Consider the following 15,158-nt stretch of genomic DNA (forward strand, 5'->3'; position numbering starts at 1 on the left):
TTTTGTTAGAAAGTAAAGATAAAAAGAAAAAGTCGGAAGTTGGCTTCCGACTTTATTCTTTGACCAAAACTACGTGCTGAGAATTGATTAGGATTAGTTTATTTTTATAATCTTTGAAGTCTCGATAATATTTATTGGGCAAGGTTGCATAAGGCAATAATTCTTGTGTTTGGACCAAAATATAGTCATCTTTTTGTGCAATAGCATATATATAACTTGCGGCATTGTCCTTCACAAGTGAGGTGTCTTGGGTAGGAAGCGATTCTACTTTATAACCTGAAGGAATTTTGATTTTGATGGTTTTGGTAATCGTCGAAGGTGTTCCGAACTCTAACGGATGATTCCTCGTATTAAAAAACAGATTGCTTTTGGTTTCTGATAAAAATAAAAGTGGATTGAAAATGGGTTTGTATCCAATTTTTTCAACCTTCAGATTAGAGAAGTTAAAGGTCTGACGCATTAAACCTTCGTTGTTGTCTTGCACTCTAAAATTCTCAACCTTCATATCAAAACTATTTGTTTTATCTTCTTCAAAACCTTTTTGATTATCGTGATATGCTTCAGAATCTATTAAATAAAAATAATTATCTGCGGTGTCGGTATATCGACCAGAAAATTCTCCTGCATCGCTAAGATCTGCATCGACTGTGATTGTACGGTTACTCATTACATAGTTTTGTAAAGGGAATTCGGTTGTTCCGTTAGGTGCAATCAGCATTCCGCGGTAATTCAATGCTCGGATTGGTAGCAAATTGATATCAGAATGTGGCGAAGTGGCATCCATTAAATAATTTTTACCATTGTCGTAAACATGCGCAATAACATAATTTAATTTATGTTTTGATGGGAATGAAAAATCTAAAATCCCGTTGTCGGTCGAACTCAAAACAATCGGATTTGCCGTTAAATCTGCTTTTTGCAACATCGAAATCAAGAGAAGATTGATGTCAGTTACGCTTCCGGTTTGGTCGTTGAAGGTTTTTCTCACGCCATTATCCGTAGCAATCCCGTACACATTATTCCAGCGATAATTATTTTTTACGAAGTCGAAAATCGCTTTCATTTTTTCTGTAGGCGTAGATTTATTAGCGGTTAATTCTTTTACCTTTTTATCCAAAAATCCATTTCCATTTAGTTGTTCACCAAAGGTTTCCGATTTCATTAAATCTTTTCCTATCGTATTCCAGTCAGTTGTAAAAAACTGTGGATTACCATTTTTAGGGATATGTGCCGCAAGCTCGAACCGAATGGCACTAAACAAGTTTTTGGGGTTTAATACATACGCTTCTAAATATATTGGTGCTAAATTCTCATAAGAATAATTGTTGATATCCATCGTGTAACGATAGTTTTCGTAATTGGTTTTTGTATCAATAAGATTTCCACCTTGCATTCTATATCGTATTGTATTGCTCACAGAAGCTGTCTTTTCTTGTTTTTCTTTGGTGTTTGTTTTGGGTTCTAATTGTCCGGTAACGAAAGGCTGATAACGCAAACTTTCGTTTGTTTCTATCGAGAAATCACTTTTCACGACTGGGATATTTGTCTGGAAATACCACGGCTCGGTAAATTGATAAAAAGGAGAAATTATTTCGTAAGAAAACTCGATAACCGAACCATCTTTTACATTCGGGAAAGTAAAGGTTTCTAAATTATGATATTTAGAAGTTTTGTCCGAAACAATATCTTTTTTGTCTATTTTGGTTTCGACAATCTTACCGTTTTCTAAATTATAAGTAACGACTTTCAGGTCGGAAATTTTCTCAATATTCGCATTGTTTTTTCTGAGTTTTACTTGATGTACAAAAGCATTTCTGGGTGCCTGATTTTTGTTGTAAACTTTGATACGATAAAAGTCAACAACTTTTTTTTCTATATCACCTTTCTGAAAATTCCAATCAATAGTTACTTTTTCCGAAGAGTATAAGATTTCTGCTGAAGCATTGGGGGTAACGGTACTATTTGTTTTTTCTAATTCTTGAACAGATACTTTCCCGAATCGATAGTCTTGTGCTTGGACAAAATTAGAGAATACAAGGATAAGAAATAAAATTTGTTTCATATAAACGCGTGTTGATTTTTTGTTAAAATGTTGATGCTTCGAAGATAAACAGACTTTTTTTAGCGAAAGTTAAATCTTGTTTTTAGAATCTATAAAAATAGTGACCGGTCCATCGTTCAACAGTTCAACTTTCATATCGGCACCGAAAACACCGGTTTTCAAGGGTTTAGAAAAGTTCGCTTGCATAATTTCTAAGAATTTTTCGTACTGTTGTTTCGCCAATTCTGGTTTCGACGCAAGAATGTAAGATGGTCGATTTCCTTTCTTGGTCGAGGCATGTAGCGTAAACTGACTCACGATGAGCAATTCTCCATCTACCTGTTCTACATCCCAATTCATGATGTTGTTTTCATCGGTGAAAACTCTGAGTTGTTTTATTTTTTTGGCCATCCAGCCAAAATCCTCATCAGTATCTTCTGCTTCAAATCCTACCAAAACCAAAAGTCCTTTCTTTATCTGCCCGGTAACTTTTCCTTCTACGCGGACTTCTGCATGGGTAACTCGTTGTAAAATAATACGCATGGTTTATTCTGTGTAAATATCGTCTTGCAAGAAAGTTAAGTAATTTTCGTAACGCGATTTAGCGATTTCACCTTTTTCTACAGCTTCTCGCACGCCGCATTTCGGTTCGTTAACATGGATACAATTGTCGAATTTGCAATCATCACGGAATTTATAGAATTCAGGGAAATAGTTCTGGAGCTCTTGCTTTTCGAAATGTACCAAACCAAACTCTTTGATGCCTGGCGTATCGATAATGAAACCACCAAAAGGCCATGGATACATTTGGGCAAAAGTTGTAGTGTGTTGTCCTTTGCTATTGAAATCAGAAACTTGGTGCGTTTTCAGGTCCAAGGTTGGGTCTAAAGTGTTGAGCAAAGTCGATTTTCCCACCCCCGAGTGTCCAGAAACCATACTTACAGAGTCTTTCATTCGGTTTTTCACTTCTTCTAAACCAACCTCAGTTTCGGCAGAAATAGAAAAGCTCTCGTAACCAATTGGTTGATAAATAGATTTGTATCGTTCTAATTCTTGTAAATCTTCCTCAGTATATGCATCAATTTTGTTGAATAATAAAATAACGGGAATGTGGTAAGCTTCAGCCGTGACAAGGAATCGATCGATAAAGCCCAGCGAAGTTTTGGGATTGCTTAGCGTGATCATTAAAAAAGCCAAATCGATATTAGAGGCAATGATATGTGTTTTTTTTGATAGGTTTACCGATTTCCGAATGATGTAATTTTTGCGTTCATGTATATGTGTAATTACCGCAATTTCGTCTTTATCAACTTCAAAATCAACTTCATCACCCACAGCAATGGGATTGGTATGTTTGATATTTGCAATTCTAAATTTACCTCGCATTCGGGCTAGATATTCTTTGCCTTCTTCTGTAAGAAGATGGTACCAACTCCCTGTAGATTTCGTAACAATTCCCTTCAAATTATTTTATGTTTTTTTTGGTCATTATTTTGTTTTGATTCGTAACGGATTCTTGATGAATCGCTTGAAATAATTTATCTACAAAATCATCGGATAAGCCAAGATTAGAGGCGTGTTTCAATGAGTTTTGTTTGATTTGTGTCCATCGGTCGGGCTGAAAAACTGCAACATTGTGTTCTTTTTTTAGTTCACCAATTGCCAAGGCAACTTTCATGCGTTGAGCAACAGTGTCGAGAATAATATTATCTAACTCGTCTATCTGATGACGTAAATTGGCAATATTGTTTTTGTAAATCGCATCAGGATCATCGGATTGTCTAACTTCTAATTGCTGTAAGATTTCTAACAAACGAGCCGGTGTAATTTGCTGCGCCGCATCCGACCATGCTTCATCTGGATTATTGTGTGTCTCGATCATCAAACCATCGTACTCAAAATTGTAAGCTTGTTGGGCAACGTCAAACAACCCTGTTCGATTACCGCAAATATGCGACGGATCACAAAGTATAGGAATGTTAGGCAGTTGGTTTTTAAAATCCAAAGCAATTTGCCATTGAGGATTATTACGATATTTTGTTTTCTTATAGGTAGAAAAACCACGATGAATAGCCCCTAGATTTTTGATGTTTTGTGCTTCGAGTCTTTCCAAAGCTCCAATCCATAAATCCAGATCAGGATTGACGGGGTTTTTCACCAAAACTATTTTGTCTGTACCTTGCAAAGCCTCGGCAATTTCTTGTACCGTAAACGGATTTACGGTAGATCGGGCGCCAATCCAAAGGATATCTACATCATATTCTAATGCTAATTTGGCATGATTGGCATTGGCAATCTCTGTTGCAATCATCATCCCAAATTCATTTTTCACTTTCTTCAACCAGTTCAATCCGATCGCGCCTATTCCTTCGAAGCTATTGGGCTTGGTTCTAGGTTTCCATATTCCTGCGCGAAAGACTTGTGTGTATTCTTTTGGGAGTTGCTCGGCAATACTCAACATTTGTTCTTCACTTTCGGCACTGCATGGGCCAGCGATTATCAAAGGTTTATCGAATTTTTGTATCCAGTTGCTGTTGTTCATAACATTACAAATTTAAGGTTTTCTGAGGTCATAGGCTAAAAAAAGTCCCACAGAAGTGTGGGACTTTTTATCATTGTTAAAATTATTATTTCATAACTTATCTGCACACTCTTTCCACTTCTTTTGGTTTTGACCAAAAAAAGCATAAAAAGTAGTTTGGGATTAAAGTTATCTTCATTATTCTTTATTTAGATACGAACAAAGCTATTAATTAATTTGATTAATGTTTATTTTTAACCAAAAATTTTTTCATGGGTATAGAAATAAAGGCTTTAACCAAAAAATATCAAGAACAACTAGCGCTAAATCAAGTTTCTTTTAAGATAGATTTGGGTGAAGTGGTTGGGTTATTAGGACCAAATGGAGCGGGGAAATCAACATTGATGAAGTGTGTTACCAGTGCTATTTTACCAACTAGCGGTGATGTTTTGGTAGATTCTTATTCGGTTGTAGAGCAACCCGAAAAAACGAAGAAACGAATAGGTTTTTTACAAGAAAACAATCCGTTGTATCCAGAATTGTATGTCCAAGAATATCTGCAATTTGTGGCTAATATTCACTCTGCTACAAAAAGTCGTGTGCAAGAAGTGATAGAACTTGTTGGGTTAACGGCAGAAAAAAAGAAAAAAATTAATCAACTTTCTAAAGGTTATAAACAAAGAGTTGGTTTGGCTCAAGCAATTTTAGGCGACCCAGAAATTTTGATTCTTGATGAGCCTACCAATGGCTTGGATCCTAATCAGATAATAGAGATTCGCGAGTTGATTCGTTCTTTAGGAACGCATAAGACAGTGATTCTTTCTACGCATATTATGCAAGAAGTAGAAGCATTATGCACGCGTGTGTTGCTCTTGAATAAAGGAAAGATTATTGCCGATCAGCCGATAGAAGAGTTTAAAGGACAATATAAAAACTTGGAAGAGGCTTTTCAGGTACTTACAAAATAAGTTTTGCCATCAGAATAACTTTCGGGTACAAAAAAAGCTTCAACGAAGAGATGCGTTTGGTCGAGTATATTTTTAGGATGAATTATTTTTCGAAATGAAAACTTTTTGATTGTTTGGAAGGTTTTCTATCGAAAGCGTTGAGATTTTGTTTATCATTCTACCAGAATCCTAAAAGAAAAATAGGAAAGTTTTTTGGTGTAAAAAGTTTTAGACAAAATACTTATCTTTGCCCATATTTTTGTCGAAACGTGTTCGATTATACAATCCTAAAAAAAGAGATAACCAATTATGAAATGTGGAATTGTTGGTTTACCAAACGTTGGTAAATCTACCTTGTTTAACTGTTTGTCGAATGCCAAAGCACAATCGGCAAATTATCCGTTCTGTACGATAGAGCCTAATGTAGGAACCGTTTCTGTACCCGACAAACGCCTCAATAAATTAGAGGAATTGGTAAAACCAGAACGTGTATTGCCAGCAGTGGTAGAAATTGTTGACATTGCAGGATTGGTGAAGGGGGCGAGTAAAGGAGAAGGATTAGGGAATCAATTCTTAGGAAATATCCGCGAATGCCATGCAATTATTCATGTATTACGGTGTTTCGAGAATGAAAATATTACGCACGTTGATGGAAATATCGACCCGATTCGTGATAAGGAAACTATTGATTTGGAGTTGCAGTTGAAAGATTTAGATACTGTGACAAAACGCATCGAAAAATCCAAGAAAGCTGCAAAAGCAGGGAACAAAGACGAACAAAAAGTTGTAGAAGTACTCACCGATGTTATTACACATTTAGAATCCATGAAAAATGTTCGCGAAATGGATTTGGACGAAAAAGGATGGGAAATTGTAGGATCTTTGCAATTGATAACTGCTAAACCTGTTCTGTATTTATGCAACGTTGATGAAGCTTCTGCAAAAGATGGGAATGAGTTTGTAGACAAAGTAAAAGAAGCAGTAAAAGATGAACATGCAGAGGTGTTGGTTTTGGCAGCACAAATCGAAGCCGATATCAATGAGTTGGATACTTTCGAGGAGCGTCAAATCTTTTTAGAAGAATTAGGTTTAGAAGAGCCAGGAGTAAATCGCCTAATTCGGTCGGCTTATGCTTTGCTAAATTTAGAAACATATTTCACAGCTGGCGTAAAAGAGGTGCGCGCTTGGACGATCAAAAAAGGCTCAACAGCTCCACAGGCGGCAGGAGTAATCCATACCGATTTCGAGAAAGGCTTTATACGTGCAGAAGTTATCAAATACGAAGATTTTATTAAATACGGATCCGAATCTAAATGTAGAGAAGCCGGAAAACTAAATGTAGAAGGAAAAGCATATATCGTGCAAGATGGCGATATTATGCACTTCTTGTTTAATGTGTAAACGAAAATACATAAACTTTATACAAAGCTCAAGTCTGTTTAGATTGAGCTTTTTTTTGTGTTTTCACTTTCTTTTTTTACAAAAAATAGTGACTCTCAACAGAGCTTAAGAACTTTGATAGTTATAGAGGTAAATAACGCTAAGTTTGCGGTTTATTATCTACACTAATCAATAACAATTTGCTGATAATTTTCTGTTCTGTTGATTTTCGCAATCTTTGTGCGATTTAAATAATATTAACATGATAAAAAATTTACTTATTTTAGGAGCTATTGCTTTAGGGTCTTATTCAGCCGCACAAACCGTTATATTCAATGAAAATTTTGATACCAAAGAAACACAAAATCTTTGGACGATTGGTGATTTAGACGGTGATAGTGATACGTGGGAGTTTATGAATGCAGAACAAAGTGAATTGCCTAATTTTACAGGAGAGGTACCTTTATCATTTTCGTGGTATTTTGTAGCTTTCACTCCCGATAATACTTTGACAAGTCCTGCAATCCAATTGCCAGAAAGTGGAGAGTTAACTTTGAGTTTTAAAGTTGCTGCAGGAGACAAAGAAGTTTTTGAGGAGCATTATGCTGTATATGTTATTCCGGCCGGAACAACTTTTACCGGAACCGAAACAGCGATTTTCGAGGAAACATTAGACGCGGGTTATGTAGATGCGGCTAAGGTCGTAAATGTAGATATCTCCGAGTTCGTGGGGCAAAACATCCAATTGGTCTTTAGACATTATCAGACAACTGATGTGTTTTATATAGGGATAGACGATGTGAAAATCGAACAAACCACAATGGGCATAGATTCTACCACTAAAACCAACGTAAATGTTTACCCAAACCCTACAGTAGATTTGGTTCAATTATCAGGAAATCATGAAGTTATAAAGGTGAGAGTGTTCGATCTATCGGGTAGGAAAGTGAGCGAAACAAACGCTTCTTCTGCTAGTCTAAAACATTTATCGAACGGAGTTTATTTGGTAAATTTCTATACCGATAATAATGAAGTGTATACCAGAAAAGTTGTGAAAAAATAAACAAACAAGCATCGATGATAAACCTCCTTACATAGGAGGTTTTTTTTGCTGGAAAGTTTCTAGTACAATAGAGTTTTATAGATTTGACTAGAAACTAAGGTGTAATTATGGCGGAGTTTATCGTCTAAAAGAGAATAAATTTTCGTATATTTAACCCTTAAAATTACATTCAAATAAAAAAAAATCTTATCGAGAGAAAATAATAAATTTTAGAATGACAGAGAATAAACTTCCATTAGAGCAGGATTCATCAACTGTAAAATATACCGAAGACAACATCAGAACCCTAGATTGGCGCGAACATATTCGTATGCGTCCGGGGATGTATATCGGTAAATTGGGCGATGGATCTTCGCAAGACGATGGAATTTATATTCTCTTGAAAGAAATTATAGACAACAGTATCGATGAGTTTGTGATGGGTACAGGGAAAACCATCGAAATTCACCTGCGAGAAGAAGAGGTTACTATTCGCGATTATGGTCGAGGAATTCCACTTGGCAAAATGGTGGATGCTGTATCGAAAATGAATACAGGAGGGAAGTATGATTCACAAGCTTTTAAGAAGTCTGTCGGATTGAACGGGGTTGGTACAAAAGCCGTAAATGCTTTGTCGTCTTATTTTCGGGTGCAATCTGTGCGAGATGGTCGAACCCGAATTGCAGAATTCTCGAAAGGAGAAATTATGCAGCAAGAAGAAGAAAAAGATACCACTCTGCGTCGAGGAACAAAAATTACTTTCATTCCCGATAAAACGATTTTCTTACACTTCAAATTCCGAAAAGAATATATCGTAAAGATGTTGAAAAACTATGTTTACCTAAATCCGGGTTTGCGTATTATTTTCAACGGAGAAGAATTTTACTCGGAAAATGGACTCAAGGATCTATTGCAAGATAATATAGAAGAAGAGGTTATTTATGATGTCATCCATTTGAAGGGAGAAGATATCGAGATTGCGATAACACATAGTTCAAAATCCTATTCAGAAACCTATTACTCTTTTGTCAACGGACAAAACACAACACAAGGTGGGACGCATCTTGCGGCATTCAAGGAAGCTGTGGTGAAAACCTTGAGAGAGTTTTATAACAAAAATTATGATCCAAGCGATATCCGCAAATCAATTATAGGGGCTATATCGATAAAGGTTATAGAGCCTGTCTTCGAATCACAAACCAAGACAAAATTAGGGTCTACCGATATGGGGCCTGATATGGTGACAGTTCGTACTTTTGTGAATGATTTTATCAAAACAAATTTAGATAATTATTTACACAAAAACCCTGATGTAGCCCAATCAATTGAACGAAAGATAAAACAATCCGAAACCGAAAGAAAAGAACTTTCGGGGATTCGGAAATTGGCAAGAGAAAGAGCTAAAAAAGTTAGTTTGCACAATAAAAAACTTCGAGATTGTAGGCAGCACTATAATAATCCTAAAGACGAAGCTCGCTTAGATTCTACCTTGTTCATTACCGAAGGGGACTCGGCTAGTGGTTCGATAACCAAAAGTAGAGATGTAGAAACGCAGGCTGTTTTTAGTTTACGAGGTAAACCATTGAATTCTTATGGATTAACCAAAAAAATAGTGTACGAAAACGAAGAGTTCAACCTCCTTCAGGCAGCACTCAACATAGAGGATAGCTTAGAAGATTTACGGTATAACAATGTAGTGATTGCAACAGATGCCGATGTCGACGGAATGCATATTCGCTTATTATTAATTACTTTTTTCTTACAATTTTTTCCAGAGTTGATTCGCGAAGGACATTTGTATATCCTTCAAACACCTCTTTTTAGGGTTAGAAATAAAAAAGAAACCCGGTATTGTTATACGGAAGAAGAACGCCTGAAGGCATTAGAAGAGCTGGGCAAAAATCCAGAAATAACTCGATTCAAAGGTTTGGGTGAAATTTCTCCGGATGAGTTTAAGCATTTCATCGGAAAAGATATTCGCTTAGAACCTGTCATGATTGGGAAAGATACAACCATACAAACTTTACTCGAATTTTATATGGGTAAAAATACACCCAATAGACAAGAGTTTATAATTAATAACCTCTCGACAGAAATTATTAAAAACTAGACTAAATGAAAACCATTGTATGAAATTGAAAAATATATCCATTCAGAGAAGGATGAAGCTGATCAATGCTTTCATTTTATTTAGTTGGATTTCGGTCCTATTAATTACCATTTTACCCATCTATATTGTAACGAGAATTGTTTCGCCTTACATACTTTTCACAGTGTTGATTGTGCTAACGATAGGGGTAATTATAAGAGGAAATCAGTATTATGATTATGATTCTGCTGGCGAGGTTTTTAGTCTAAAGACATATAACATCGGTCCACTTAGCTTTTTGTTTTCTAAAGATAAAGTAGTCGATTTCCCAAAAAGTAAAATTCTCGATTATCACTTCTCGAACGGGCTTTTCTTCAAACAACTAACATTAACTGTACAAAGCAGGAAAGTAAGAAAAGGAGTAATACATCTAAAATTCAAAATGAGTTATCTTAATCAAAATGAAGTAAAACTCATCCTAAATGATTTGGATCAAATAATTGAGAATAATAAAATAAGTTTAGCAGAGCGGCTACCAATAGCCACCTTAAAGCAGGAAGGATTATAGAATAAAAAACATGACGCACCAAGAAGGAGAAAGCATAAAAAAAATATCGGGAATGTACCAGGAGTGGTTTCTGGACTACGCTTCTTATGTGATATTAGAACGAGCAATTCCCTCTATCTACGATGGATTGAAGCCTGTGCAAAGAAGAATCCTTCACTCGATGCGAGAATTAGAAGATGGTCGTTACAATAAAGTAGCCAATATAGTAGGTAACACCATGAAATATCATCCACATGGGGATGCTTCTATTACCGATGCTATCGTGCAAATCGGGCAAAAAGATTTGTTGATTGATACTCAGGGAAACTGGGGAAACATCCTTACTGGTGACCGTGCAGCAGCAGCAAGATATATCGAGGCCAGGCTAACAAAATTCGCCTTAGAAGTGGTTTACAACCCAAAGACTACACATTGGCAACCATCTTATGACGGGAGAAATAAAGAGCCAATAGATTTACCCGTAAAATTCCCACTCTTATTAGCGCAAGGAGTAGAAGGAATTGCAGTAGGTTTATCGACCAAAATACTCCCTCATAATTTCATTGAACTGATCGATGCATCTATTGCCTATCTACGAGGGAAAAAATTTACTTTATATCCTGATTTCCAAACCGGAGGCTATATCGAAGTTGCTGATTATAATGATGGGATGAGAGGTGGAAAAGTAAGAATTCGAGCCAAAATTTCGCAAGTCGACAAAACTACCCTGAAGATTAGTGAGATCCCATTCTCTACAACCACAGGATCCTTGATTGACTCTATTTTGAAAGCCAATGACAAAGGCAAAATAAAAATCAGAAAAATAGAGGATAATACCGCAGCAGATGTAGAAATTCTCATTCATTTACAAACGGGTACTAGCCCCGATAAAACCATCGATGCATTGTATGCGTTTACCGATTGCGAGGTCTCGCTTTCGCCCAATGCTTGTGTTATCGATGAGCAAAAGCCAGAGTTTTTATCCGTATCAGAAATCCTAAAAAGAAATACGGATAATACCGTTCAGTTACTGAAACGTGAATTAGAAATTAGTCTAGACGAGTTGCAAGAACAATGGCATTTTTCATCTCTAGAAAGAATCTTTATAGAAAATAGGATCTATCATCAGATCGAAGAAGAAGAAACCTGGGAAGGGGTTATCGAAACAATAGATAAAGGGCTAAAACCTTTTACCAGTCATCTTTTGCGAGCAGTTACCGAAGAAGATATTGTGAAGTTGACGGAAATCAGAATCAAAAGAATTTCTCGGTTCGATTTGGATAAAGCCGATCAACATATTCTATCATTAGAAGATAAAATTGCAGAAGTGAAACACCATTTGGCGAATCTTATCGACTATTCTATTGCCTATTTTAAAGAGCTAAAAACCAAGTACGGTGCAGGGAAAGAGCGAAAAACAGAAATCAGAACTTTTGATATCATCGATGCCTCGAAAGTTGCTGTAGCAAACACACGCTTTTATGTCGACCGAACCGAAGGATTCATCGGAACTTCACTTAGAAAAGATGAATTTTTGTTCGAATGTTCTGATATTGATGATATCATTATCTTCCGTCGAGATGGAGTTATGATGGTAACAAAAGTAGAAGCTAAAACCTTTGTAGGAAAAGGAATTTTGCATGTTGGTGTTTGGCGAAGAAACGATAAACGAACCATTTATAACATGATTTACCGCGATGGGAAAAATGGTCCAGCGTATCAGAAAAGATTTGCAGTAACCGCAATTACCCGTGATAAAGAGTACAACTTAACAACTGGAAATAAAGGTTCGGAAGTGTTGTATTTTTCAGCCAATCCGAATGGTGAAGCTGAGGTGGTTAGCGTAATCCTAAAAACTCATCAACGCCTAAAGAAACTAAAATTCGACATAGATTTTGCTGATCTTATCGTGAAAGGACGTGCTTCTAAAGGGAACTTGGTTACCAAATATCCTATAAAAAAAGTTGAACTCAAACAAGAAGGAGTTTCTACGCTAGCACCAAGAAAAATTTGGTTTGATGATGCAGTGAAAAGATTAAATGCAGACGAAAGAGGAAGATTTTTGGGTGATTTCAAAGGAGAAGATCGAATTCTGACACTCAATCCGAAACAAGGCGAAGCTCGTTTGATGACTTTCGATTTGGGGAACCATTTTGATGATACTTTTGAAGTTATAGAAAAATGGCAACCAAATAAACCCTTAACTTGTGTTTATTTCGATGCTGATAAAAATAGATATTTCGTAAAAAGATTTTTAGTAGAAGATACGTTAAATGTGCAAAACTTTTTCCCGTCTGAAAATGAAAAATCTTATGTAGAATTGGTGTCAACTGATTACAGACCTGTAATAGAAGTGGTTTTTTCGAAAGAAAAAGGACATGAAAGAGAAGCAGAAACAATAGAATTAGAAAGTTTTATTGCAGTAAAAGGAATCAAAGCACAAGGAAATCAATTGACCGTCCACAAGGTGAAACAAATAAAAACGCTCGATCCTTTGCCCTATGAAGTTGTGGAAGAGGAAGAAGAGAAAGAAGAAGGTACACAGGATACTCAACAATCTTTATTTGAAGAATAAAACATGAATAATTTACCATTTATTACCCTGATTATTATCGCTATAAATGCTATTGTTAGTATGAAAGGTTTTTCTGATTGGGCATTTTTAGAAAAATATAAATTCAATATTGCGAGGATTAGAAACAATAAAGAATACTACCGACTTATCACGTCTGGATTTCTACATGTAGATTATACTCATCTGATATTCAATATGCTAACGCTGTATTTTTTCTCGAATATTGTAGTGGCATTTTTCGGAAATCCATTCGTTGTTTTTGGTGATACTTCTTTTATGAATCAAAATTTGGGTAGTATATTATTTTTGGCTTTGTACCTTTTGTCCATTATAGCAGGAAATGTTTTGGCACTTATCGAACATAGAAATCAGCCCAATTATTCTGCTGTTGGTGCTTCGGGTGGTGTTTCGGGTATATTATTTTCTGCCATTGCCGTGTATCCGACTTTGATGCTGGGAATCTTTTTTGTGATTCCGATGCCCGCGTGGATTTTTGCTATTATTTATTTAGGTTTTTCGGTGTATGGAATGCGAAGAAATCTTGGTAATTTGGGGCATGCAGCACATTTGGGTGGTTCTGTTTTTGGACTTTTAGCCACTATTCTCTATTTTCCAGAACTTTTGCAAATCAATCGGTTTTATATCATTTTAATGTGCTTACCAATCGTAGCAATGATATTGATGATGCTTTATAAAAAAAATAATGCATAAAATATTGACTTTATCAGTTTTCGAATTACTTTTTAGGTGGTACGATAACCTTCATCAATACCATAAATCACCGTTAAACACTTTAAATTTTTGTTTATATAAAAAATAATATTTAGTTTGGTAAAATTAACAACAATACTAAAACTAAAAAAAATGATGAAAATTTTATTTGCAAGTGCTTTTGCACTTATTGGAACTTTTGCTATGGCAAATGACACAAAAACTAAAACAACTGAAGAGAAAGGTGAAGATAAAAAAGTTGAAGTTGTAGCACCTTGTAGTAGTTGGATTACTGTTAATTCTTGTGGAACATATTATTTATGTGCAGACAATTATGAGACTACAGGAGATGTGTTGGATGCTATTGATTATTTTGACGAAGCAAAAGGTTGCTAATAAGCTGAATAATATAATGAAAGTACTACTTTTAAGTAGTCCTTTCATTTAAAATAAAATTTATTAAAATGTTTAAAAAAATATTATTTTTTCTATTATTATCAGTATTTGGATACTCACAAGAAATATCTGGTAATTTTAAATTGAGTACAGATGAAATTATAATTGAAAAATTAGATTCTGCTTTTAAAAATATCTATTATGATTATACATATTCTTTTGATAAAGAGAATAGAGAAAAAAAAAGAAATACTATTACAGTACTTCAGATAGGAGAATACAATACTAAATTTACAGATTTAAATCTTTTAAAGTTTGATTCGTTAACTCTTAAAAATTCTAATAAGGAGTTTGTAGATTCAAATGATTTAAATGAACTTATGCCTATTCGTAAAGCGATAAAATTTTACAAAAATATTGTAAAGACTAAAGATAATAAATATCTATTTCAAGGTAAAATATATAATAAAAATTATGAATTTATAGAAGAAATTCCTGTTTTAAAATGGGACTTGAAGGAAAATATGAAAGAAATATTAGGGTATAAATGTAAAGAAGCTAGAGTTTATTATAAAGGACGTAATTGGATTGCATATTATTCAGAAGAAATTCCTTTAAACGATGGACCTTTTATATTTAATGGATTACCAGGTTTAATATTAGAAGTATATGATGATAATTATGAACATCATTTTATAGCTCAAGGAATAGATAACAATTCAAGTACTATATACATACATAAAGAAAAGAATATCATAAAAACTACAAAAAAAGACTTTTATAAGGCAGAACAAAATTTTCATAGTAATCCTGGGATTTATGTAGGACAGGTTTATAGTAAGCCAGGAGTAGAAGAAACTTCAATGACTAAAGAACTACCTTATAATCCAATAGAATTGAATAATTAAT

13 protein-coding genes are annotated in these 15,158 nt (G+C 35.0%); 9 read left to right on the forward strand and 4 right to left on the reverse strand.

What is annotated here, in order from left to right:
* Positions 1-52 precede the first annotated feature (52 nt).
* From WEEVI_RS06770 to WEEVI_RS06785, 4 genes are all read right to left on the reverse strand, one after another.
* A complete protein-coding gene (locus tag WEEVI_RS06770) occupies positions 53-2,062 on the reverse strand; it encodes a transglutaminase family protein (protein ID WP_013598408.1) in 2,010 nt (669 codons plus the stop codon).
* Positions 2,063-2,131: 69 nt separating this feature from the next.
* A complete protein-coding gene (gene dtd / locus WEEVI_RS06775; protein WP_013598409.1) occupies positions 2,132-2,584 on the reverse strand; it encodes a D-aminoacyl-tRNA deacylase in 453 nt (150 codons plus the stop codon).
* Between the two features lie 3 nt (positions 2,585-2,587).
* Entirely contained in the window at positions 2,588-3,505 is a 918-nt protein-coding gene (gene rsgA / locus WEEVI_RS06780) for a ribosome small subunit-dependent GTPase A (protein WP_013598410.1), read from the reverse strand.
* A 1-nt stretch (position 3,506) separates the two neighbouring features.
* Entirely contained in the window at positions 3,507-4,583 is a 1,077-nt protein-coding gene (locus WEEVI_RS06785; RefSeq protein ID WP_013598411.1) for a bifunctional 3-deoxy-7-phosphoheptulonate synthase/chorismate mutase type II, read from the reverse strand.
* A gap of 251 nt (positions 4,584-4,834) precedes the next feature.
* Here WEEVI_RS06785 and WEEVI_RS06790 point away from each other — a divergent pair, with 251 nt between their 5' ends.
* The 9 genes from WEEVI_RS06790 to WEEVI_RS06830 all read left to right on the forward strand — a co-directional run bounded on the left by WEEVI_RS06790 (position 4,835) and on the right by WEEVI_RS06830 (position 15,157).
* On the forward strand, positions 4,835-5,530 hold the full coding sequence (locus WEEVI_RS06790) for an ABC transporter ATP-binding protein (protein ID WP_013598412.1): 696 nt from the start codon (positions 4,835-4,837) through the stop codon (positions 5,528-5,530).
* 288 nt (positions 5,531-5,818) lie between these two features.
* Positions 5,819-6,910 (forward strand): redox-regulated ATPase YchF, encoded by a 1,092-nt coding sequence (gene ychF / locus WEEVI_RS06795; protein ID WP_013598413.1) that lies wholly within the window; start codon positions 5,819-5,821, stop codon positions 6,908-6,910.
* Between the two features lie 241 nt (positions 6,911-7,151).
* The gene (locus WEEVI_RS06800; RefSeq protein ID WP_013598414.1) at positions 7,152-7,952 is read left to right on the forward strand and encodes a T9SS-dependent choice-of-anchor J family protein; all 801 of its coding nucleotides are present in this window, start codon (positions 7,152-7,154) and stop codon (positions 7,950-7,952) included.
* A gap of 214 nt (positions 7,953-8,166) precedes the next feature.
* A complete protein-coding gene (locus WEEVI_RS06805; protein WP_013598415.1) occupies positions 8,167-10,041 on the forward strand; it encodes a DNA topoisomerase IV subunit B in 1,875 nt (624 codons plus the stop codon).
* Positions 10,042-10,060: 19 nt separating this feature from the next.
* Positions 10,061-10,588: a hypothetical protein gene (locus WEEVI_RS06810; RefSeq protein ID WP_013598416.1), complete on the forward strand. Its 528-nt coding sequence runs from the start codon at positions 10,061-10,063 to the stop codon at positions 10,586-10,588.
* A gap of 10 nt (positions 10,589-10,598) precedes the next feature.
* Entirely contained in the window at positions 10,599-13,142 is a 2,544-nt protein-coding gene (locus WEEVI_RS06815) for a DNA gyrase/topoisomerase IV subunit A (protein ID WP_013598417.1), read from the forward strand.
* A 3-nt stretch (positions 13,143-13,145) separates the two neighbouring features.
* A complete protein-coding gene (locus tag WEEVI_RS06820; protein WP_013598418.1) occupies positions 13,146-13,853 on the forward strand; it encodes a rhomboid family intramembrane serine protease in 708 nt (235 codons plus the stop codon).
* A 153-nt stretch (positions 13,854-14,006) separates the two neighbouring features.
* Positions 14,007-14,249, forward strand: coding sequence for a hypothetical protein (locus WEEVI_RS06825; RefSeq protein WP_126414849.1), 243 nt, complete (start codon positions 14,007-14,009; stop codon positions 14,247-14,249).
* 68 nt (positions 14,250-14,317) lie between these two features.
* Positions 14,318-15,157, forward strand: coding sequence for a GLPGLI family protein (locus WEEVI_RS06830; protein ID WP_013598420.1), 840 nt, complete (start codon positions 14,318-14,320; stop codon positions 15,155-15,157).
* Position 15,158: the final 1 nt, after the last annotated feature.

It is taken from the genome of Weeksella virosa DSM 16922 (assembly GCF_000189415.1).
GTDB classification, from domain to species: Bacteria; Bacteroidota; Bacteroidia; order Flavobacteriales; family Weeksellaceae; genus Weeksella; species Weeksella virosa.